The 24134-nt window shown below is 30.7% G+C and carries 21 protein-coding genes and 6 pseudogenes; 7 read left to right on the top strand and 20 right to left on the bottom strand.

The window, feature by feature from the left end:
* Positions 1-95: 95 nt before the first annotated feature.
* From NST35_RS01480 to NST35_RS01450, 7 genes and pseudogenes are all read right to left on the bottom strand, one after another.
* Positions 96-1688: pseudogene (locus NST35_RS01480) on the bottom strand (solute:sodium symporter family transporter).
* Between the two features lie 521 nt (positions 1689-2209).
* Positions 2210-2800 carry a DUF4064 domain-containing protein gene (locus NST35_RS01475; protein WP_002458290.1) on the bottom strand — a complete coding sequence of 197 codons (591 nt, stop codon included), beginning with the start codon at positions 2798-2800 and terminating at the stop codon, positions 2210-2212.
* A 103-nt stretch (positions 2801-2903) separates the two neighbouring features.
* Positions 2904-4916, bottom strand: coding sequence for an ABC transporter permease (locus NST35_RS01470; protein ID WP_340747233.1), 2013 nt, complete (start codon positions 4914-4916; stop codon positions 2904-2906).
* 1 nt (position 4917) lies between these two features.
* Positions 4918-5667, bottom strand: a complete 750-nt coding sequence (locus tag NST35_RS01465) for an ABC transporter ATP-binding protein (protein WP_002458292.1) — start codon at positions 5665-5667, stop codon at positions 4918-4920.
* Between the two features lie 110 nt (positions 5668-5777).
* Positions 5778-6674, bottom strand: a complete 897-nt coding sequence (locus tag NST35_RS01460; protein ID WP_002458293.1) for a sensor histidine kinase — start codon at positions 6672-6674, stop codon at positions 5778-5780.
* 5 nt (positions 6675-6679) lie between these two features.
* Entirely contained in the window at positions 6680-7345 is a 666-nt protein-coding gene (locus NST35_RS01455) for a response regulator transcription factor (protein ID WP_002458294.1), read from the bottom strand.
* Between the two features lie 30 nt (positions 7346-7375).
* Positions 7376-7555 carry a hypothetical protein gene (locus NST35_RS01450; RefSeq protein ID WP_002458295.1) on the bottom strand — a complete coding sequence of 60 codons (180 nt, stop codon included), beginning with the start codon at positions 7553-7555 and terminating at the stop codon, positions 7376-7378.
* Positions 7556-7851: 296 nt separating this feature from the next.
* Between NST35_RS01450 and NST35_RS01445 the strand changes: the two genes are divergently transcribed.
* Entirely contained in the window at positions 7852-9321 is a 1470-nt protein-coding gene (locus NST35_RS01445) for an alkaline phosphatase (protein WP_002458296.1), read from the top strand.
* Positions 9322-9443: 122 nt separating this feature from the next.
* On the opposite strand, the gene NST35_RS01440 is transcribed toward NST35_RS01445, so the two are convergent.
* From NST35_RS01440 to NST35_RS01425, 4 genes are all read right to left on the bottom strand, one after another.
* Complete coding sequence (locus NST35_RS01440) at positions 9444-10988, bottom strand: NAD(P)H-binding protein (RefSeq protein ID WP_002458297.1); 1545 nt, start codon at positions 10986-10988, stop codon at positions 9444-9446.
* Between the two features lie 190 nt (positions 10989-11178).
* Entirely contained in the window at positions 11179-13512 is a 2334-nt protein-coding gene (locus NST35_RS01435) for a CDP-glycerol glycerophosphotransferase family protein (protein ID WP_002458298.1), read from the bottom strand.
* A gap of 197 nt (positions 13513-13709) precedes the next feature.
* Positions 13710-13811, bottom strand: a complete 102-nt coding sequence (locus NST35_RS01430; protein ID WP_032604519.1) for an SE2200 family small protein — start codon at positions 13809-13811, stop codon at positions 13710-13712.
* 184 nt (positions 13812-13995) lie between these two features.
* Positions 13996-14352, bottom strand: coding sequence for a MerR family transcriptional regulator (locus NST35_RS01425; RefSeq protein ID WP_002458300.1), 357 nt, complete (start codon positions 14350-14352; stop codon positions 13996-13998).
* A gap of 92 nt (positions 14353-14444) precedes the next feature.
* Between NST35_RS01425 and NST35_RS01420 the strand changes: the two genes are divergently transcribed.
* Complete coding sequence (locus NST35_RS01420; RefSeq protein ID WP_002458301.1) at positions 14445-15179, top strand: SDR family oxidoreductase; 735 nt, start codon at positions 14445-14447, stop codon at positions 15177-15179.
* 180 nt (positions 15180-15359) lie between these two features.
* Here the strand turns inward: NST35_RS01420 and NST35_RS01415 are convergent, their stop codons facing one another.
* Positions 15360-16679 (bottom strand): poly-gamma-glutamate hydrolase family protein, encoded by a 1320-nt coding sequence (locus NST35_RS01415; protein WP_002458302.1) that lies wholly within the window; start codon positions 16677-16679, stop codon positions 15360-15362.
* Positions 16680-17264: 585 nt separating this feature from the next.
* On the opposite strand from NST35_RS01415, the pseudogene NST35_RS12500 reads away from it, so the two are divergent.
* The 5 genes and pseudogenes from NST35_RS12500 to NST35_RS01395 all read left to right on the top strand — a co-directional run.
* A pseudogene (locus tag NST35_RS12500) lies at positions 17265-17648 on the top strand (transposase); the annotation flags it as partial.
* Between the two features lie 171 nt (positions 17649-17819).
* Positions 17820-17915, top strand: a complete 96-nt coding sequence (locus NST35_RS01410) for a type I toxin-antitoxin system Fst family toxin (RefSeq protein WP_002496673.1) — start codon at positions 17820-17822, stop codon at positions 17913-17915.
* Between the two features lie 174 nt (positions 17916-18089).
* Complete coding sequence (locus tag NST35_RS01405) at positions 18090-18272, top strand: hypothetical protein (RefSeq protein ID WP_002458304.1); 183 nt, start codon at positions 18090-18092, stop codon at positions 18270-18272.
* Entirely contained in the window at positions 18260-18865 is a 606-nt protein-coding gene (locus NST35_RS01400; RefSeq protein WP_002458305.1) for a hypothetical protein, read from the top strand. Before NST35_RS01405 ends, NST35_RS01400 begins: the two co-directional genes overlap by 13 nt.
* Before the next feature lie 90 nt (positions 18866-18955).
* Positions 18956-19591 (top strand): annotated as a pseudogene (locus NST35_RS01395) (recombinase family protein).
* 118 nt (positions 19592-19709) lie between these two features.
* On the opposite strand, the pseudogene NST35_RS01390 reads toward NST35_RS01395, so the two are convergent.
* The 8 genes and pseudogenes from NST35_RS01390 to NST35_RS01355 form a co-directional block, all read right to left on the bottom strand.
* A pseudogene (locus NST35_RS01390) lies at positions 19710-19910 on the bottom strand (DNA/RNA non-specific endonuclease); the annotation flags it as partial.
* A gap of 111 nt (positions 19911-20021) precedes the next feature.
* On the bottom strand, positions 20022-20552 hold the full coding sequence (locus NST35_RS01385; protein ID WP_002458308.1) for a TIGR01741 family protein: 531 nt from the start codon (positions 20550-20552) through the stop codon (positions 20022-20024).
* Between the two features lie 26 nt (positions 20553-20578).
* Positions 20579-21073 (bottom strand): TIGR01741 family protein, encoded by a 495-nt coding sequence (locus tag NST35_RS01380; protein WP_002458309.1) that lies wholly within the window; start codon positions 21071-21073, stop codon positions 20579-20581.
* Between the two features lie 247 nt (positions 21074-21320).
* On the bottom strand, positions 21321-21812 hold the full coding sequence (locus NST35_RS01375) for an immunity protein YezG family protein (RefSeq protein WP_002458310.1): 492 nt from the start codon (positions 21810-21812) through the stop codon (positions 21321-21323).
* A gap of 36 nt (positions 21813-21848) precedes the next feature.
* Positions 21849-22255, bottom strand: a pseudogene (locus NST35_RS01370) (DNA/RNA non-specific endonuclease); the annotation flags it as partial.
* Positions 22256-22366: 111 nt separating this feature from the next.
* On the bottom strand, positions 22367-22861 hold the full coding sequence (locus tag NST35_RS01365) for a TIGR01741 family protein (protein ID WP_002458312.1): 495 nt from the start codon (positions 22859-22861) through the stop codon (positions 22367-22369).
* A gap of 10 nt (positions 22862-22871) precedes the next feature.
* Positions 22872-23827: pseudogene (locus tag NST35_RS01360) on the bottom strand (DNA/RNA non-specific endonuclease); the annotation flags it as partial.
* 93 nt (positions 23828-23920) lie between these two features.
* On the bottom strand, positions 23921-24133 hold the full coding sequence (locus tag NST35_RS01355) for a hypothetical protein (protein WP_002458315.1): 213 nt from the start codon (positions 24131-24133) through the stop codon (positions 23921-23923).
* Position 24134 lies beyond the last annotated feature (1 nt).

The raw sequence follows: 24134 nt of genomic DNA, 5'->3' as shown, positions 1-24134 counted from the left end.
CTCTATTCATAGTTAAAAAGTGCACGTTATCACGCTGATAAACGTTCTTAACGTACACTTTTGTTTTGTTACTCATTAAGTTTTAATTGTAACATTTATTTTGCTAACACGAGTGGTGAGAAGATAATATAACTTACTACTACTAATGCAAGAACAATAATACCTGCAACGTAACGATATTTCCAAGGCGTCATATCTACTTTCGGTTGATGCGTGTTTAAATCAAACTCACTAGATGGTTTAACTTTGTTAAAGATCAAAATTATAATTAAATCTACAAAGAATAATACACTAAATGTGTATAGATAATTAATTTCTGTAAATACAAAGCTGATGATGGCATATAAAATTATATGTGTGAAGAGTGTCACTTTAGCGCCCAATTTAGATGTGCGTTTAGAAAAGAAAGCGACTAAAATCAAAGCTAGCACAGGCATACTATACACACCATTAAACTGTTGAACTAATGCATAAAGACCACTAGGGAATAATGAGATGACTGGTGCAAGTGCTACAACAATAACTCCAATGACTACAGTAGCAATATGGCCTACTCGAGCAATATGTTTATCTGATTTATTTTTTCCAAAAATAGGTTTATAGAAATCGAGTGTTAATAGTGTAGTTGTACTATTCAATGAGCCAACAAATGAGCTTAATATTGCACCAAAAATAACCGCACCAAATAAGCCGAATGCCCATTCTGGTAATATTGAAGTTACAAGTGCAGGGTAAGCGTTATCTGATTTATCAAGACTACCATTAAAATAGTTAAATGCTACTACACCTGGTAAGACTGTAAATAATGGTCCGAACACTTTAAATAAGCTTAAATATATTGCACCTTTTTGAGATTCTTTTAAATTTTTAGCTGCGAGTGCTTTTTGAACTATCATCTGGTTTGCGCACCAGAAGAATAAATTGTTAAAGAACATACCAAAGAATAGGGTTGGCCAAGGCACAACATCCGAGTCCACCTTACCAAAACCATTCAATTTCTCAGGTGTGTCTTGCACGATTTTGTCGAAGCCATGTAGGAAGTTGCCATCTCCTAATTGACCTAGACCTAATATTGTAATCGCAAGTCCACCTATGATTAAAGCCATGCCATAAATTGAATCACTAAAAGCACTTAACGATAAACCACCTACAAATAAGTAAATAATACCAATTATACCAATAATAGATGAAATAATGATGACAGCTGTTGAACTACTTACACCTAAATATTTATCAACTTTAAACATTTTATTGAACACTAGTGAACCAGAGTACAATACTACAGGCAAGAAAGATACGACATAGGTGAAGATAAATAAAATGGAGACAAAACGTTTAGTAAATGTATCATAACGTAATTCCAAAAACTCAGAAATTGTATTAACACCCTATTTTAAATATTTAGGAAGAAAGACCCATGCCAACAATACAACTGCTACGGCAGCCGTAACTTCCCAAGCCATTACTTCCATTCCTTGTGCATAGCTTTAACCATTTTGCCCAACAATTTGTTCTGTCGACAAATTGGTCATGATAATTGTTGAAGCAACTGTAAATCCAGTAAGGCTATTTCCTCCCATAAAATAACCATCTGAACTATTCGTTTTAATTTTTCTTGATTGCAAATAGGCATAAAAAGAAATGCCACCTACGACCATAATAAATAAAATAATCGATATCCAATTCATTTAATATGTTACTCCTTTCCACTTTTGTCGATTGGATATAATTAAAATAGATCCTAAAAAACAACGATAGTGACTTATACGTAAAACAATGAATGTATCTACATCAACTTAACAACATATTATTGTAAAGTGATAAATGTTTCATATGTGAATTGGGTTTGTCATTTCGTGCACAACTCATATATAGACAGAAATATAAATTTTAAAACTTCTTTTTTGTTTTTAAAATGAATTGTACACTTTAGAACATTTTTTAATAGCGGCATTTTTCCAATATATTTTTTAAAGTATCCTTGCACTAAATTTAACTATAGAAATCACTTCATCATTTTAAAATAATAATTAAATTTTTATACTAAAAAAGCGAGACCGATTCTTTTCAGATTCGTCGTCTCGCTCCCGTACAACTGACTATGATTCGAAACAGTCAGTAACAAGCATTTTTCAATTCATTTATTTATAATAAAAATTTCAAACATCAAAACATTTGATATAGGTATTCAACCTTTAAATCGTTTGTACTATTTGTATGGTTGATTATCATGATTATGGTTTTCTCGTTTATTTTGATCATTCAATGCGTGATCATGATGAGATGTTGATGGTTGACCAATATGTGGTTCATTCATATTATATTGTTGTTGTTCACGTTTCTTTTCTTCTGGCACAACATGTGAATGTATGTCATTACTGTATTGAGAATTGATTTGGTCATTTTGTGTTTGTGGTTTACGTACTAAAAGCATGATACCTGCTATTAACCATAAGACACCAGCCATAAAACTTAAAAAGAGACCAATGATTCCTGTAATAACGAGTAATATTCCTGATACTTTTGCATTTTTACCAATTAAAATAGCGGCAACTATTGATACAATTAATAAAATGAGAAGTATAATAATGAAAACGACACCTAAACCTAACATAATATTATAGGTTTGGTATGCTAAATCATATTCCCCTGGATTTTCTTCTATAAATCCTTGAATCATTCCATTTTTAAAATCACTTGTTTGTGTCATTATGAAAAATATGCCTATTAAAAATACATACAACAGATGTAATCCATTGCCAATCCATGAAAGTATTAATTCACCTTTACGTTGTATCATTCTTGTTCCTCCTTTTCACCTATTCATTTAATTCCCTATTTTTTAAAAATATATGCATTAAATTAGATATATTGTAATTTATATTTCTTAAAATATATAAATATTAATGCTTACCGTTTATCATCGTATAATAAATTCTAGAAGTAATCCAGTACATGGTTGAATAAAAAATAATAAATACAACTATCACACCGACGTAACTTGTAGCATACAGTCCCAAGTCATACTGACCAACGATTCCTAATACAGAGTATATGATGCGAAAAGCAGCTAACGTATGTATAATTGCAACAATTACAGGAATGAGAAATACCCATATTACTTGTTTATTAATTGTTTTTTTGATTAAATTTTCATCTAATCCAAGTTGTTTCATCGTTATATATGCATCTCTATCTTCATGCCCTTCTGAAACTTGTTTATAATACATCATAAGAAATATACCTATCAATAAAACTAGAGATACAACACTTCCAACAAAAACTAAACTTGAGTTGACTTGTTTCCACATCAATAGATTTTGTTTTTTCACTTGAAATTCAATATCATGTTGAACCCCTATTTTCTTAATGCGATGATTCAACTTATCCTTTTCTTTTAATACATTAAATTCAACGGCAGTTTGTACTTGATTAGGAGTGATGATTAAATTTTCATCATTATGATTACGATATTCATTAACAATACGATCCATCAGTTGTTGTTGATTCACAATTAAAGTTATACCATCTGCATAGAGTAAGTTATCCATATTTGTAGACTCAATATATTTAACTCTGTATGTTTTCCCGAATATATTGAGCGTTTTCATTTTTTTAAATAATGACACACTTGTACTAATTGCAATTTCATCATCATTTAATTTTATTTTTTTATTGTTTTTATTGTAATCACTTTTATTATATATAGAAATAAAGGAGTTGAATTTTCGCTTATTTCCAAAATTAAATAAACCACTCGATACATTTTGTCTTTTTAGCTTTTTATGTTTTAAGCCTCCCTGCAATTCAGCTCCCACCATACCTCGTGCATAAATTTTAAATTGACCAGTTGGAACTTCTTGGCGAATATCTTTTTTTAAATTTTCTATCTTACGTTGAATTTTGCTATTTTTATGAAAATCACCAATATAATAACCTGCGTAATCATTTTTAAATGCAAATTCAAACCTGTGATCCATATTTCTATAAGTTGAGACTGTCATACTTAACGTAACAATCAGAAATGTACACATAAATGAAATCGTAGCTAAACCAATCGCACTAGATTTTACGCGTGATTTAAGTCCTGCAATAAAGAAAAAATGATTGGGTTTATAATAATAATGATCTAATTTTTGTAACATTTCTAAAACTATTGACCCTAAGCTAACAAAAAGCAAATAGGTACCGATAAGCGTTGACAAAATCGCAAAAAATATAATCCCCAAGGAACCGATAGCCGTGTTAGGTTTTATAGCTAAATAATAGCCCATTCCTATAAAAATTAATCCTAAAATTAAAAATATTATTAACAGTACACGGGACTTTTCATGTGTCTTACTTTTATTTTTAAGCAGTAACTGTAAGGAGTTTTTAAATGATATTTTAAAATTGTTAATAACAAACAATATGATCATCAAACTGAATAGCATGGTTAATGTGATTTTCATTGACAAAACATCAAATGGATAATCTGACAACTGAGGTTGATGCGTATTAACTAGTTTATTAAATAACATAAAAAAGAGCTCACCAAATAAGTAACCTCCAACAATGCTCAATATTGCAGATATAATAAATTGAATGAGAAGTTCAATCAAGATGATGAGTCTTAGATGTTTTTTCTCCATGCCAAGAACCATATTTAAGGCAAATTCCTTTTTCCTACGATTCATAACAAAGTGATTTGAATAAATTAAAAATATGAATAATAACATCGTCATAAACACTATTCCAATCATCGCAGATATTTTTAATTCAGGATGATGCTCATTAAAATACATGTTAGTGGTTAACGATAACAATATGTATTCAATACCGAATAAAATACTTATTACGCTAATAAACGGAACAATGATATGACGTTGATTAACAAAATTTTGTTTAATCATTTTCCACAAAATCTTGAAAGTCATATTAGTCACCTACTCCATTCAATATGGCCAAATTATCGGCAATACGCTTTTGATAATCTGTTTGCGATTCTTCACCACGATAAATCTCATGATATAAACGACCATCTTTGATAAAGATGACACGGTTCGCATATGACGCGTCAATATTTGAATGTGTCACCATTAATATAGTTTGATGCTTTTGATTAATTTTTCGAAATAAACACATAAGGTTTTTAGAGGTTTTTGAATCAAGTGCACCAGTGGGTTCATCAGCTAATAATAATTTAGGTCGTGCTATCAACGCACGGGCTATAGCTATCCGTTGTCTTTGTCCCCCAGATATTTCAGACGGATATTTTTCAAGCAAGTCTTCAATTCCTAATTGTTCACTTATTTCCGTTAAGCGTTTTTGCATTATTTTCGGACGTTCATTTGCAAGTACAAGAGGCATCAAAATATTATCTTTGTTCGACATCGTATTCAACACATTAAAATCTTGAAACACAAATCCCATCATTTCTCTGCGAAAGCGTGCAATGTCTTTATGCTTCAATTGATTAAGCGGCAACCCGTCTAACTTTATTAATCCTTCAGTTGTACGATCAAAAGTAGCAATTAAATTGAGTAATGTAGATTTACCTGAACCTGACTCGCCCATGATTGCTACAAATTCATTTTCATCAATTTCAAGGTTCATTTGATTTAAAGCCGTTGTCGTGTTCATACCTCTGCCATAGACTTTTTTTACATTTTTAACCTCTAATAACACTATGCAAACTCCTTTCTCCCTTTCTACTACATCATAAAATAAAAAGAATGCCAATAACATTCATAATATCTTACAAATATCATTGGCAAACTTACAATTTTGAAAGTTTATTATTTTTCTTTAGTAAAATGTATAAAAAATACTGTCCCCTGATTCAACTCTGATTGTACAGTTACTTGTATATTTAAATGATTTGCAATGTGTTGCACTATAAATAAACCTATACCGGTTGATTGTTCATTCAATCTACCGTTAAATCCTGAGTATCCTTTATCAAAAATTTTAGGAATATCTGCTTTACTAATCCCAATACCATTATCTTTAATCTGTAGAGTTTGATTGGCAACATCAAAATCTATCCATATATCTTTACCTTTAGCATATTTTAAAGCATTATTTAAAAGTTGCTCTATCATTATAGAAGCCCATTGTGTATCGGTTAAAATGATGTCCTCACTTTTTTCATAATGGATTTGCGTCTTTTGTTCAATAAACTGAATTCTATATTTTAAAATCAACGGCCGAATCAAATCATCAACTGTCACTTTGGTAATTGTCATATCTGACTCTTCATTTAATAATTTTAAATAACTTAATGCGAGGCTTGTATAATTATCAATGTGCACAATTTCTTGTCTAACACGATTAACTACATTCTCCTCGTTTCTCTCCAAAAGTAATTGTGAGGCAGTGATAGGTGTTTTAATTTGATGTACCCATGTTAAAAAATAACTTTCAACATCATTACGATATTCAATTTGCTGATTCTTAACATGTGCTAACTCATATTCTAAATATGCCACTTTATCTTTAAGATGTTCGTTCTTTTTAAAACTTAAATACTTTATCCACCAACGTACACACATCAATAGTAATATGATACTGATTGCTAGTACGTATGCATCAAAAGGTAAAGAAAATACATAAAATATAAGTGCAAAAAATAATAGAATTATTAAAATAATTGAAATCTCATTACGAATCGATTGAATATATGCAAACTTCATATGTCTCAAACCCTGTATCCTACATTTTTCTTTGTCTCAATTAAATTATCGACACCGATAGAAAGTAATTTTTTTCGTAATCTCGTCATATTTACTGCTAGCGTATTGTCATCAATAAAATTCTCAGACTCCCAACATTTCTCAATTAAAGCTGTACGACTTACATATTTATTTTCATTTTGAAATAACAATTTTAATATCTGTAGCTCTGTTAAGGAAAGTTGAACATGTTCATTATCCTTGCTAAGCTTCGCCTCATCAACAATTAGTTTACAACCTTTAACAGCTATTTCATCACGAGCTATAGATAAATCATAAGTGCGACGCAATAGTGCCTGAATTTTAGCTACTGTTAAAGACAAGTTAAATGGTTTCTCGATAAAATCATCGCCACCCATTTGGATAGCCAGAATTTGATCCATATTATCTGTTCTTGAACTAATAAACATAATAGGCACACGAGATACTTTTCGTATTTCTTGGCACCAATGGAAGCCATTAAGGGTTGGTAGATTGATATCTAATAATACGAGTTGTGGTTCTACTCTGCGAAAATCTTCCATTATCTTTTCAAAATTATCAATCACATGAACCTCATAATTCCATTTAGATAGCTCATTAGCTAAACTTTCAGCAATCACGAAATCGTCTTCTACAATGAAAATCTTCATATATGTTCACCTTTCACTATCTTTTCACTCTTATTTATCATCATCTGAATTTTTATTTTGCTGTTGTTCTTTGTCGATATAATCAGCTTGTTGCTGTTCTACATGATTCGAATTTTGTTCTTTTGAATTTTTCTTTCTACGTTTTTCTTCTAATACGCTTAGTACAATAAACAAAATAATTAATATTGGAGATAACATTACAAATATCATTGTCTCACCTTCTCCTAGGGTCTCTAACTCCCAATAATTATGATACCTATTATAGATTATTTTACATGTTTATTACTAAGAAATACATTGACATGATGCTATTATTTTAACAATATTATCACTTTGAGAGATATAAAGGGGCATCGAATATAGAGCCATACATTTTATTTAAGTAATAAAATTTTATAATATGTAAAAATAATATTACTTTACATTATATTTACTAAAAACTAACTCTCAGTCAAAGTTTGTCTTTTATACTTAAATTATCATACATATTGGGAGGCAATTTATTTATGAAATTTATGAATAAAATGGGCAAGACGACGCTTGCTTCATCAATCGTAGCAGCATCCGTTTTAAGTACAGTGAACGTATCCTATGCTTCTGGTAGCTCAGAACAAGGTGCTCAAACTAAGCAAACACAAAACGAAGCCATTGCTTTCGGCAACACAAAAAATCCAAAAAATGTCATCTTCATGGTTGGCGATGGTATGGGACCTTCTTTTAACACTGCATATCGCTATTATAAAAATAAGCCTGGTGCTAAGAAAATGACTCCAACCGCTTTTGATAAATATCTAAAAGGAACAAATCGTACTTATTCTAATGATCCTAAAGAAAATGTTACAGACTCTGCTGCTGGAGGAACAGCTTTTAGTACCGGTCACAAAACATATAACGGTGCAATTAGTGTTGATACAAATAAAAAACCAATTAAATCTGTGCTAGAACAAGCTAAAGAACAAGGAAAATCAACTGGTTTAGTAACTACTGCTGAACTTACTGATGCAACACCTGCTGTATATGCTGCTCATATAGATTCACGCGATAAAAAAGATGAAATTGCACAGCAATTTTATAATGATAAAATAAATGGCAAACATAAAGTCGATGTGATGTTAGGTGGCGGAGCAAAATACTTCGGTAAAGAAAATAAAAATTTAGCGAAAAAATTCAAAAAAGACGGTTATGATATCGTTTCTAATAAAGATGAATTAAATCAATCACAAAGTAAGCAAGTCTTAGGTACTTTCTCAGAAAAAGATATGCCATTACAAATAGATGCACCTCAATCTAATCCGTTGCTAGTAGACATGCAAAACAGTGCACTAAATAAATTAAGTAAAAATAATAAGGGATTCTTTTTAATGGTTGAGGGTGCCTCAATTGATAAAGCTGCCCACCCTAATGATATCACTGGTGTGATGTCTGAAATGTCTGGTTTCGAAACAGCTTTTGATAATGCTATTAATTATGCAAAGACACATAAAGATACACTTGTTGTAGCAACTGCAGACCACTCAACTGGTGGTCTATCAACCGCAAAAGGTAAAGATTATAAATGGAATCCAGAGGCTATTCACAAGATGAAACATTCTGGAATGTATATGACAAAACAAATTGCTGATGGAAAAGATCCTGAAAAAGTAATTAAAGATGGATACGGCATTGATTTTCCAAACAAACAACTCGATAAAGTCAAAAAAGCAGCAGACGACCTTCACAAACTACAAAAAGAAGGTAAAGATGATAAAGACGAAAAAGTTGTAGAACAAACAACAAAATTACAAAATGCAATTCAAAAACCAATTAACGATGCTTCACACACAGGTTGGACAACCAATGGCCATACAGGTGTAGATGTTAACACATATGCATATGGGCCAGGTTCTAATAAATTCAAAGGGAATATGGAAAATACCCAAAGCGCTAAAAACATATTTGACTTTTTCGGAAACAATGTAACATCAAATCAAAATTAGTTATAAAGTTTAAATTTAATATAATAAGAAAGGGACAGTCGTCGTTATGACCACTGTCCCTTTATCAAGTAAATAATATATTTTATACACATAAGATGTAATAACTATTAAATATAAATCGCTTATAATTCTGCATTCGACATTGTGCTCTTTTTGATTTGATACTTTTTAAAAAGTTGGAACCCTACTGCACTTCCAATAACGAACGTTGATGCTACTGTTACTCCAATAGTTACACGATTAGACATATTCTTTTCAACTTTCACATTTTTTTGCTGTGCTAAACGTGCCATCTTATTCTTAAAAATATTCATAACAGTCTTGTGTGCTTTAGCTTGAGTTAGTTTATATACTACCCAAGGTAATGTAGGTTCATATTCTTGTAAAGCAATAATACCCTCATCGGTGTTTCTTATTCTTCGGAATTCAAAGCGTGCATTTCCACCATTATTTGAATGTGCTAAATCGCCACCCACAATATTATATACCACCATATCTTCTGTAGAGTCAGCTTCATCACGTTCCATTTTTAAAATAAATTTATTAATGAAGGGCAAATTCATATTAAATTCTCGTTCATTTATCGTACCTTTAACGAGATGTAGTGTGATATTATTGATGAATTTTGCATATTCTTTAGTCACATCTTTAATCGAATAACCTTCCGGAATTTTAAACCGTGTAATGGCTCGTACATCTTTAATTTCTTGATGCATACGCCCAAATGATTGAGAATTTTTCGAATCCGACTTTTTCTTAGAAGTCTTTTGTTCTTCTCTTAGTGCTCTTTTCACACTATCTTCAAAGGTGATATTTCCTACGGACAAGTTAGACACAACGCGTTTTCGATGTGGTACCATATCGTGAATCAAACTATTCATTAATGGATATACCATTTCTTTCGGTACATTTGATATCAGTTGTACCCAATAACGACTTACGATAATGGGTATAATAGGTAAATCAAGCATAGGTAGTCGCTTATCAAGTACGTTAGCTGTACGCTGTATCAGCGTTTTATAATTCATCACTTCAGGACCTGTGATATCAATTGCTTCGTTATCTTTGGGTGTTCGATTCACCAATGCTGCTAAACCATCTATCACATCGTCAATGGCAACAGGTGCAATTTTATTGTAAGCCCAACTAGGCAAAACCATTGCTGGCAATCTCTCAACTAGTCTTTTAAGAATTGGATAAGAACTTCCTTTTGCACCAATAATTAAACCTGCACGTAATGTGCTAACTGGTATACCGTAATCACCAAGAATTTTTTCACATTCAAGTCGACTTCTTAAATGCGCAGATAGCTCATCATTTTCTGGTATTAAACCACTCATGTAGACAATATGCTTAACACCCTGCTTTTGAGCCGCACGCGCAAAATTATCCGCTAACAATGCATCCATATCTTCAAAGCTAGCCTGCGTTAATTTTGCTGATGGCATCATAGAGTGTACTAAATAAATCGCTGTATCTACATCTTTCATTACTTTTGTAATTTCGTCCAAATCAAATAAGTCTGCTGACTTCCACGTGACATTTTCTTCATCCGTTTTATTATGAGTATTTCTAGATATAGCTATCACTTCATGATCTTTTTTTAATTTATTCTTGAGATGGCTACCAATATAACCTGATGCACCCGTTAGTAAAAATTTAGACATATACTCCCCCCTAGAATGTGTTTGAATGTTCTAGAAAAATAGTTAGATTGTATACTTATTAAATTTGTATTGGTTATCATTGCTATATGTTAAATGTTTACCCAAAAATATGAAACTGAGACAAGATTCACATGATTCTTGTCTCAAAGTACCCATACTTATATTATTTCCCAGTAAATAACAACTTTCTTTAAGAAATCTGTTGTTTGCAGTTTGATGAACGTGGATATTCTGGTTCCCCAAGAATTTTGGTCATTAACTTTTCACTGCTTTTCGAACTATCTTGTTTCATCAAACGATGAACCACTTTTGAATAATTTATATAATCAGTGCTACAAATTTGTTTAGCTAACATGCGTTCATTTAAAGAGGCTTTAAGAAAATCACCCACTTCAAACAAATCAAAATAAAAACCAACACTTTGTTTATATTGTTGCTCGTCTTCTTGAAGAATAAACACTGGCTTGTTTAAATGTATATAGTCAAAAATGGTCGACGAGTAATCTGTAATCATACATCCACTCAGAATATACAGTTCTTGAATATCAACAAGTTCATTGAAATAACAGTGAATTCGATTGTCTATTTGATTATATCTGGTTCTTAAATGACTTTCATTAGGATGGAGTTTCACAATAATCTCGTAATTTTCTGGTAAATATTTAAGTAAATCTTTTAAATTAATCTGAGTGACTTCTTTTCTTTGATTTCCTCTCCATGTGGGACAATATAATATATATTTTTTATCATCATCTATCTTATACATATATTTAAGCTGTAACTGCTGGCGCTCTTGTAAATTATTATTATTTATTAAATATTCATTCTTAGGTGCACCGTATTCTAGAACTTTAAGATTTGGATTTTTATTTAGCATAAAGGCTGATTCTAACAACGTCGTATTAATATCTGATGATGTCAAAATGTAATCCCATTTTTTCATGCGTGGTATGAATGCATCTAGTTGTTGTTGTCTTTCATGCTGTTCATTTAAATCATTAACCATTTTCTTTAATGGAAAACCGTGCCACGTTTGAATAAATATCTGATCTGAAGACTTGTACACTTTATCCCATGAGTTACCATTGATAAAAACATACTTACACTTTCTAAACGTTTTAATATACTTCTCGCTTCCAAATCTAACGGGTGTAAAACCGTAACGTTTGATTTCCATATCAACAAGTGAATTGGTTGAACTCACATATATTTTTTTATGAGCATACTGTCTCTTAATAGCGAGAGCAATATATTTAGGATCTCCACTGAAATTCTTACCATGGAAAGACTCTATAAATATTGAGTCTGCGTCTACAGGTATTTGATTTAAATTTTTGATATAGCTCATATGCTTTCTTTTTTCATAGTACGTTTTACATTTATTAAATAAATATTTATTTTTTCTAATTAAATTCATCCAACGACTTTCTTTTAAACGACTTGCTATATCTATTTGTTTTTCACTACCGAGATGTTGATGAATTTTCTTCACTTTTACATGTTGAGATGAAGAAAAAGTTTCAACGTGATTTAAAAATTCCTGTCCATAGTTAATGCATTTAAACGTACTTTCCAACTGTCGAAAATCTTTTTGTCGATCACAGTGACTATATTTATAGTCTAGAAAGTCTTTAATTATTTTACTATCTTTAATCATATCTTTGGTTAAAAAACGTATCGCTTCATATGGTTCATAGATATCCTTTAACACGTTATCATCACCATAGTAAACTAGAGCTTTATTCCCCTGTGCAATTGTTTCTAATATAGAATAGCCGAGCGTTTCATATGGTGAACTAGATATATAAATATAACTCTGTGGTTCTTTTTCATTAATATGAATATAATCATTAAGATGATAGTAATTTATCAAATTTTTGTAAAGCATTTCTGAAGGACCATATCCTATTAAATAAAGTTGAGCATCGTCAACAATTTGGTTTTTAATGATGTAATTAAACAATTTAATAATATATGAAATATCTTTAACTTCGTCCTCAAAACGTGCTTTAATTAAAAAATTTCGTTTAGTATTTATTGGCTCTGATTTTAAATCGATATGTTGTGCATTTACGTATTGATTAAAAACCCGATGATAGTCATATTTAGCTATAAACTCATTTTTGATTCTAGCTGTACTCACTCGAACACAATCAATACAGTCTAATGCTAAATCTATATTCTCATTAATATATTCCAATGGACCATGTATTTCACCAACAATCTTAATCTTGCTATTTAATTTTTTAACTAAATATGCATGATTAAAAAAGGTTTCTCTAGTAATTATAAGTAGGTCTCCATGAGCAAGTTCTTTTCCACTATTAAATTGATGAATATGAAGATGCTTTGTGCTCAAACCTTCGTAAATAATTAGTTTTGTGATATCACTTTTATTATAGTTCTTATAATTAAAGTAGTGTACCTCATGTCCAATTTCTAATAAGCTTTTCACTAAGTTAATATTACTTCTTGATGTTCCGCCCTTGGCGAAGATATTATATCCAAATATGTTAATCTTCATTTAATATCTCACTTCCCAAATACATTAAATTATTTCATCTTTAATATGTAGAACTCGCGAAAGATATTATACTTAATATTTGGAATTTTATCTACTTTATATATAATTAAAATAATTTTGAATTTTAAAATTAAAAAAGACACGACATGATCGCAATCGACCTAGTCGTGTCTTCATATAATTATCATTAGTGAATCTTAATATTCAATGTTTGGAGCTTGGTTTACATGATTTTGGTATTTTTTGAAACCATAGAACGCTGCACCAGCTAATACTAAAATAACTGCTAATTTTTTCATCTTAATAACACTCCTTTCAAAGATGCGGTTCTTGAACAAACAAATTGTTCAATAGTTAGTTACTATTATACACGTTTTATAGTTGTTTTTAAAAACTTGAATTTCAAATTAACGTAATTTTTTCCTTATTTTCTAAAATTCATTATTAATTTTGAAACTAAATAGATTTATTTTACAACTTAAGTTACGATTTACGATTACATTTATTTCTCAATGCTTCATGAATTTCTATTTTATTCCTCACATATTTAAGATTTTGTCTTAGTTTTGTTATATCATTTTCTATATTGACTTTGAGCTTATTTAATAACTGACTTGATAAGTCATGGTCATGTGCATGAGTTAAAATTTTCTTAATATCCTCAATAGGCATATTTACCTTTCTGTAATGAACAATAACTTCTAATTTTTTTAAAGTATCATTACCAAATTGGCGGTGACCACGTGCATCCCTTGGTATGTTAATGAGTCCTTTCTTTTCATAAAAACGAATCGCATGCGTACTGACATGATAAAGGTTAGCAACATCTGTAATTCGCAATTTTTGTCTCCTCTCTTCAAAGCATCTGTTTTGACTTAGACCTAGTCTAAGGGAGGATACTATAGATTATCAATTATAAGGAGTTGAAATTGATGAATAATAGTAAAGTTATTGTAATAACTGGTGCATCTAGTGGTATTGGAGAAGCTACTGCACAACGTCTTGCACAAGATGGTCATAAAGTTGTTTTAGCTGCACGTCGTGAAGAAAAATTAAAAAGCATTGTCAATCATATCGAGGGAGAAGCCACTTACAAAGTAACAGATGCGACTTCACATGATGATCTTAAAGCTTTAGCCCAATTCACTTTACAACAATATGGTCGTATTGATGTTTGGATGAATAATGCAGGCGTTATGGCACTTTCACCTATTGGTAATGGACGTGTTGAAGATTGGGATCATATGATTGATCTTAATATTAAAGGGGTTTTATACGGCATCAACGCAGCGTTACCTACAATGAGAGAACAACAATCTGGACACTTTATTAACATTTCATCTGTCGCAGGTCATAAAACTTCACCTGGTTCAGCAATCTATGGCTCAACTAAAATGGCAGTCCGTTTCTTAAGTGAAACACTGCGTCAAGAAGAAGTACAGGCACAATCTAATGTTAGAGTAACTGTTATTTCACCTGGTATCATTGATACGAACTTACCTGATTCAGTTAATGATGAAGACGTTGCTGAACATGTGCGTAAAGGTTACGAAGCTTTGGCTGTCCCACCAGAAAGGGTAGCAAATGCTATTGCTTATGCAATTAATTCGGAAGAAGATACATCTTTAAATGAAATAGTCATACGTCCTACAAATCAAGAGTTATAAAATTAAAGATAGATAATGACTAAGTTTCGATTATGAATCGCAATTATCAAAGCTTTTAAATAAAACGGTTATGTCCTTAAAATATTCTCAGACATAACCGTTGAATTTGTTATTATTAAAATTTTACAGCTTATAATATATATACTCAGTTCTTTGTCATCTCATCTCTGCCACCTTAACTTAATGATAGGTTTGATTGATAGCTTCATATAAAGCATTAACGAACTCTTGCATTGTGGGTGTCCAATTTTCTTTGTTCGAACGATTTTTTGTACTAGTATCTCCATTTTTAAAGAATGCTTTTCTTAAAGCAGTCGTTAATTCTAACTGAACGCCAGTGTTATTGTCTTCTCTATTAATGAAGTTTTTATTATTTTGACCGCCTAGATACTCTGGTGGAACTTTAACAGTAAATCCACGTCCAACAAGTTGCTTCTCTATAGCATTTCTCAAATCTGAACGGGGCCCGCCAAGATAGATTATCTCCTCAGTACCTGATGCGCCATGAATTGAAACAGTTGCAGTACGGTTTTTAATCATTTGATTTAATGTCGGATCATCATAATGTGTAGACGTAACATGTAATTCAGAGTTATTTTTAGGTCGAATGCCTTCAAATGAATAATAATCATAATTACCTTTATCCGCTAATGCTTTAGTTAATTCTGTTGTACCTTGTTCAATACTTCCACCATGTGGAGCCACAATGAGTACTTGATTCCCTGTGTTTTTTGTATCTTTTCTCCAATCTACACCTTCAGTTGTTTCTTTTTCTAACTGTGTCATCGATTGATATTTATCTGTTTTACGTTCAGCAGGTGCCACTCCCACTAATTCTTTACTACTAATGATTTTAGAAGTAGATGACGTTGAAAGTTGCTTTGCTTTAGTAGTTGTACTAACTTGAGTCGTTAAAGTAGGTTGTGCCTTTGTCATAGAGGATTGAACTGTTTTAGACTTTGTTGATACTGACGGTGATTTTGTTTTACTTAGTTGTGTAGTGTTTTTCTTAACAGAAGTTGTATAACTTTTAGTTGATTGTTGTGTTTTTGTTGATATTTTAGCTTTAGAAGTTGGCGACACAGTAGTTGCTTTATGAGAAGTTGTGCGTTTCACAGAAGTAGGCATTGTTTTTGAACGTGTTGAAGTTGTTGAACTCTTACGAAGGGCAGGCTGTGTCTTGGTTGTTGTACGCGTTTTATTTAATGTTGTAGATTTTTTGGCTGTTGTAGTTTTTTTAGTTGATGACGTTTTGGGTGATATAGCTCTTTTTGTTGATGTAGCTCTAGATTTAACAACCGTATCTTTAATTGAACGTTTAAAATTGGACGTCGTCTTTTGAGTTGGAGATGTCTTAGTTACATGTGTTTGTTGCGTTTTCGTACTTGCATCAGCATACTGATTAAATGAACCTATTGTCCCTACTCCAATAAATACGGTAACGAAACTTAGCGTCACTTTCTTCATTGAAAAGAACCGTGAAATACTTTTGACTTTCATATCAATTCTCCTTATGAATTATTAATATAAAAATTATACTAACTTATTTGTACAAAAAATCAATATTTTCTATTAAGTTGTGGAATGTTTTTTATCATATCAATATTTTTAAAATATTGATATTACTAAATATTTTCACTAAAAAAATTTTTTTAAACAATAACAAAGAGTTTAAGATACAAATCCTTAAAAAAGCAATAAGATATTTTCAATTGAAAGTTATCTTACTGCCATTCTCTATTTATGCAATATTTCATATTGAATAACCCACTTTTCTAGTGTGCCATCTCAATCTCTTTCAACAATTAGCACTACTTGCTTAGGAGTCTCGACATAAATACTACGTATTAACATGCAATTTCGCTTTTAAATACTTAAAAAATAAGACACCTTCATATAATTTAATAAATACCACCAAATTAAATTAACAGAGGGCTTACGTATAAAAATTATAACAAGCCTCAACTTAAAAGCTTACGCTATCAATGGGAAGTTATGTTAGAACTGCTCAAAATAATATTTCGCGGTATGTTAATGAAATTTTTGGAACGAAATCCAATTGTGATCTTAACTAATATATATCTTAATAATAAAAGAATAGATTTTAATGATATGTATATCGAAATGGTAGAAATGGCTTTAAATGTGATTTTAATATAAAAAAATGTGATGATTGTTCAGCATGTTCTTTGAGAGCTCTATACATAAAACCGAGTTCATAACAAATAAGAAAATCATGAAAAATGATAATTAGGAATACTTTAAAATTCAAACTAATTAAAACCTTTCTTAACTAGAAATGAAAAACTATAGTCATATAATATTGTGTGTAGAACCTATTTTGGAAATTATGAAGGCTATTTGGGGTTTCACTCGAGTGTCAGCTCGAGCTATAAATAAAGTCAAAGGGAAATAGAGTTTTTATTAACGGTGCTTAATATTAAGAAAAATAGTAACTCAGAGATTTGAATACTTATAAAGTATCTCTTTTGTCTCTGAATATCAAAGAAATAAACCTCACTATCATTACATAAAATAACTTATCGGAAGTAGATATGCTAGTATATTTACAGATGGTATAATACTAGAGTCGCCTATCTCTCAGGCGTCATATTTAGACGCAGAGAGGAGGTGCAGAAAATGACAGATATTCTTGTTCACATCATGACCACGGTAGCAAGTGGTTGCATTGTCACATTCTTTGCGTATTGGCTTCGCAAACGTGATGATAAGTAAAATAGGCGACTAAGCCACACCAAAAACCCCTCACTATTCTCAGTAGTGAGGGGTTTGGTGCATCAAATGCAGATATTCTTGTTAAATATATTATAACATCATAGTGGATAGGAATGCAAAACTATACAATCTAACGTAAGAAAGACAAATAAACATAATGGATGTGATTTCAATTTGAATATAATAGAAGGTGAGAACAGAATTATAGGTGTTTTAAAATTTATATCACCTAAATATAGCAAAGATTTTGAAAATGATTATTTATATTTTAATAGTCTTAAAACTTTTCAAAAAATTGAACATGAAGATATAGGAGATGAACTTGAAGGAGTTATTTCTGATAAATGGGGGATATAAATAGTTCAGAAGATTCAATAGAAATGTATTTCCAACGTTTAGATGATCCATATACCCAAGTTAATAAGGTAAATCTAAAAGAAGTCATATTCAAAAATACTCCGAATATAAATAAAGATTTTAAAATTTGTTGCTTTTCTATAATAAGAGAGAGCGATTTAGTGAAGATGGATGATGGTATTTATAGGCTGTCGCAGAAATTCATAAATGAAATAAATGGTATACTTGATAATAGAAATATTTATATAACTATTGATTTTGAGCACTTTAAAAATAGGTTACTTAAATACTTTTCAGAAAATGATATATTTTTTAAAGGGGATATTGTTGAATACTTCAATGAGAAACATCCACTATTTTATAAAATAGAAAATAAGGAAGAACTGACATTTGAAGATATTGTTAAAGTTAGTTTTTGTAAATCTAATAAATATGCCAATCAAAAAGAATATAGAATTTTAGCATATAAACTGAAAGGAAATAAAATCAAAATAAACGGATTATATAATGAATTTTTTCAGTTAAAAGGCTTAGAACAATTAGCTATCAAATTTTATACAGAAGAAGAATATAAAGATATGTTAAGTGACTGATTTAAGTAAACCCTAATCTTACTGATATTGTAGTTGAATTTATAATGACTCAAACGTATGATTTGGGTGTATATTAATTATGGTATGAAAATAAATGTTGGCTATGCGAGGGTATTATCCATGGATCAAAATTTAAAAAGACAACTGGATAATTTGAAAACGTTTGGTGCGAAAAACATTTACAGAAAAACAGTCTGGGGAACCTATTAAAAATAGATTGTTATTTCAATAATTTCTTAGTTTTGTGAGAGTGGAAGATGAGGTAGTAGAGTAGTCATTTGATCGTTTAGGCCTTAATTACGATGAAGTGATCAAGACAGTTAATTATTTAAAAGACAAATAAGTTTAATTAATGATTACTAGCATACCTATGATGAATGATGAGATTGGCAATTCATTATTAGATAAATTTATGAAAAATCTATTCATTCATATATGAGCAATGGTTTCAGAACAAGAACGAAATGAAGTAAACGTAGACAAGCACAATGTATTAAAGTCGCGAAAGACAAAGGGCTATATAAAGGCCGTTCATTACTTTATTCGTCGAATTGTAAAGATCCTCAAAAACGTATTATTTATCATCGTGTTGTAGAAATGTTAGAAGAAGGACAAGCAATTAGTAAAATTGCGAAAGAGGTTAATTTAACAAGGCTAACAGTTTATAGAATTACGATATTGTTTTGGTTTTATAAACTTTTCTTCAATGCCTCCCAAAATAAATGATAATAACCTATTATGATATTTTAATAATAAAGCAAGAAAGAGAAAATACAATCTCCCTTTTTTATATTCCTCTTCCCCATAATACACTTCTTTATAGCAACCGCCTGTTAAAGTATATAGAACCTCCGAATGCGCGCGCAATTAAATGACCGCCGTCATCATCTGGCAAACGATCTTCTCTTCCAACTGTTCGTTGCGCATATGAATTACGTCCACCATCTAGAAGCGATAGGTCATCCGCATATACTTCTTTAATGCGACCTTTGTAATCCATGCGATACACATGTCCATGTGGTGTTGTATATTCGATGTTGGCTTTCTCTCTAAAATATTTTATATGTATTTAGTAGTAAAATTAAAATTTACTATTCGTTGTAATCAAAAGAAAACTAAGCAACTTTTACATTGCTTAGTCGTTCTTAACTTCATTTTATTTTTCTTCTTGTTCTTTAATGAATTGTTCTACCTTTTTCACTTTATTTATCGCATATTCTTTTTCTGGTAAAATACCGAATTTTTTGTATTTGTAATAATTTTTTCTAGCCATAGGACCGAATTCTGAATTTTTCCAATCGATATAAGCAAAGGCCACGTTTAATTTACCTTCATTATTAAAATCAAATTCACACGATGTCCATGGCTCTTGATTATTTTCTATAAATAACTTCTTGAGTCTTTCAAAGTTTTCGTAAAGGTCATCCAATAATTCTTTAAATATTTTTTTTGAAACATTATGTTCTTTAGGAATAGCAGTATAATAATGTAATTCTTCACTCCCAGGTAGAGTATAGTAGAAAAAAACTTCTTTGCTTTCTTCTTTTATATATGCCTTTGTATATATCTCATCCCACTCCACAGGAATCATATCACTGATTTTATTCGCTATTTCTTGATACATTTCATTTAATTTTTCTTCAAATCCTTTTTTATTACTTCTAAAGAGTTTCAATATGTTTTTCATATTTCTTTGTCACCCTTCACTTCATTTTACTTATCTTCTTGTTCTTTAATGAACTGTTCTACTTTTTTTACTTTATTTATCGCATATTCTTTTTCTGGTAAAATCCCAGATTTTTTATATTGATGATAAAATACTCTAGCTAAATGTCCAAATTCAGATTTTTTCCAATCGATATAACCAAATGATACGTTTAATTTACCTTCATTATTAAAATCAAATTCACATGATGTCCATGGTTCTTGATTTTCTTTTTTAAAAATAGCTCTTAATTTTCTGAATTTTTCTTGGACTTCTATTAATAAATCTATATATATGTCTGATGAAACGTTATATAATTCAGGAATATCACCACTGTAATATATTTTATTATCATTACTCTTAGTGAAAAAGAAAAAAGCTTCACTTCCTTCATCATTTATATATATTTTAAAATAAATATTTTGCCAACTATCTGGTATCATACCACTGACTTCATTAGCAATTTCATTATAAAACTTACTTACTTGTTCTTCAAAAATCATTGCTATTCCTCCAATTAATGAATTGATTTTGATCTTAAATACTGTTTGCCATGTTTGATTTTTCAGAACTAATTTATTTTGATAATTGATTTCTACCTATTGAATTAGTTTTAACACACTTAAATTGCTTTTCTTACACTTTAAAAATTGTGAAACTTTAGATTACTTCTTCTTTCTCAAATATATTTTTAAAATAGCATTTTATCGCGTATACCTTAGCCTGTCACTTTATTATAAAAATTACTTTTTAAAGATTATCAATATATTCTTTCATTTCATAAAGCTTTTGAATTTCATATTCATTGCTTGGTAATTCTCCTAAGTATTTATATTTAAAATAATTCAATCTATCACCTGGTCCAAATTCCGTTTTCTTCCAATTCGTATAACCAAATTCAGATTTTAATTTACCTTCACTAGTAATAACAAGTTCACAAGTAGTCCATTTATTTTGACTTTCATTATCAAACAATAGGCATAGTTTTTTGAATGTTTCATAAAGCTTAAAGTCTAACTCATCAAAAGTTTCCTCTGAAATATAATATAAATCAGGTATCTCTAATGAATAATATATTTCGTTGGTTTTGTTACTTTGATAGAAAAAGTACACAGTTCCTCCATCGTTATAAATTTCGGCGTTCACATAAACAGTTGACCATTCATCAGGGATCATAGTATTTAATTGGTCAATTATTTCTCGATAAATGCTTTTTACTTTCTTTTCAAATTTATCATTCATAAAATTACTCCTATACATTTTCTACATACATTTTATTTAATATACCTTTTTTTGATAAGTTACCTTGAACACAGAAGGTCTAGTACTATCTTGTCGATATAATATTTTAATTTTAATACTTTTAATTGTACCTCCTTTATCTAATGTCTCTCTCCATTCTTTCTCCATCTTATACCATTGACCGTTCTCTTTAAATGAGCGGTTGATGTATTTACTTTGTGGGACGAGATTGTCTATATCTTTAGAACCTCCGAATGCGCGCGCAATTATATGACCGCCGCCATCATCTGGCAAACGATCTTCTCTTCCTACTGTTCGTTGCGCATATGAATTACGTCCGCCATCTAGAAGTGATAGGTCATCTGCATATACTTCTTAATTCGGCCTTTGTGATCCGTGCGATATACATGTCCATGCGGTGTTGTATATTCGATGTTGGCTTTCTCTCTAAAATATTTTATATGTATTTAGTAGTAAAATTAAAATTTACTATTCGTTGTAATCAAAAGAAAACTAAGCAACTTTTACATTGCTTAGTCATTCTTCACTTCATTTTACTCTTTTTCTTGTTCTTTAATGAACTGTTCTATTTCTTTAATTTCTTCTCTTTCGTCTTCATATTTAGGAATCATACCGAATTTTTTGTATTCATAATAACGTTCTCTAGCTAACTGTCCAAATTCTGAATTTTTCCAATCAATATAATCAAAGGACACATTTAATTTACCTTCATTGGTAAAATCAAATTCACACGATGTCCATGGCTCTTGATTATTTTCTATAAATAGCTCTCGGAGTCTATCAAAATTTTCGTAAAGTTCGTCTAATAATTCATCAAATATTCTTTCAGAAACATTATAATCATCTGGAATACTAGTATAGTAATGTATGTCGTTACTGTCGGGGTGGATGAAATTAAAAAAAACTTCGCCACCCTGATCATCTATATATGCCATTGTATATACTCGTTCCCATTCCACAGGAATCATTTCATTAATTTTACTTGCGATTTGTTGATACATTTCGTTTAATTTTTCTTCAAATTCCATTGTTTCACCTCTATATATTTTTTATATGTCTCTCAAGTTTCCTATTATTTATTTCATATTTTACTTTAAACTGAGTTGGCCTTTAACTGTCCCCCCTATATTGGACTTCAATTTTAATATTTTTTACTTCTCTTCCCTTTTTAATTGCTTTTTGCCATTCTTTCTCCATCTTATACCATTGACCGTTCTCTTTAAATGAGCGATTGATGTATTTACTTTGGGGTACGAGATTGTCTATATCTTTAGAACCTCCGAATGCGCGCGCAATTAAATGACCGCCGTCATCATCTGGTAATCGGTCTTCTCTCCCAACTGTTCGTTGCGCATATGAATTACGTCCGCCATCTAGAAGTGATAGGTCATCCGCATATACTTCTTTAATGCGACCTTTGTGATCCGTGCGATACACATGTCCATGCGGTGTTGTATATTCGATGTTGGCCTTCAATTTCTTAGGCTTCATAAATCGACGTTCATAATGGGCATCATATTCAACCTTTGTAAGGTTAGGGTCTTCATGATAATGAACAGAATTGGAACCATGACTTTGACTTCTACTTACATGTTTACCTTCACTCTTTACCATACTATCTTTTGGTGTGTGACTTGATGATTGGGGGTGAATGTACGTTGAATACTTTGGCTCACTTCTTTAAGTGCAGCACCTTTACCCACTTGAACACTACCTACGCCTGCAACTGCAACTCTAGGTTGTGTAAATGGTATTTCCTTTTCTAATATATGATTCGTCGCTTGTTTCACTTGTTGAGCTTGATGGCCTATCCATTGCTTACCTTATTGTACCGTATTAGACGCTTGGCCTCTCATATTACTCAACATTTGGCCGACTCGATTGTTCTGTGTAAAGTTCTTAGACTGGTTGAGAACACTATCTTTCATTGCTGTCATTTTAGGCGTCATACGACTTGCCATATTTTGCATACCTTCATGCATGCCTGTTTTCACTAAAGGAGGGTTGAAAATATAAAAATGGAGTAAATGAATACTTCTACATCCATCTACTCCATCTTTATGTGTTATTTTTTATTGTTACAAGACTTATCTTAATCCAAATAAAGTTAATAAATTTAGAACAAAAATAATAACTGCTACAATTATTGAAATTTGTAGTAATTTAGCGCCTTTAACTTCATCATATTTTTTATACTTAATACTACAAATGATACTTCCAATCGCGAATAAAGGCGTTACTATAGTTAATACAATAAAAATCCAAGTCCATACTTTTAAAGGTTTTCCAGTTTTCTCCATT

Source organism: Staphylococcus sp. FSL W8-0304 (assembly GCF_038006565.1).
GTDB lineage: Bacteria > Bacillota > Bacilli > Staphylococcales > Staphylococcaceae > Staphylococcus > Staphylococcus epidermidis.
The sequence above is the reverse complement of the archived record's forward strand: the minus strand, read 5'-3'. Positions and strand labels throughout refer to the sequence as shown.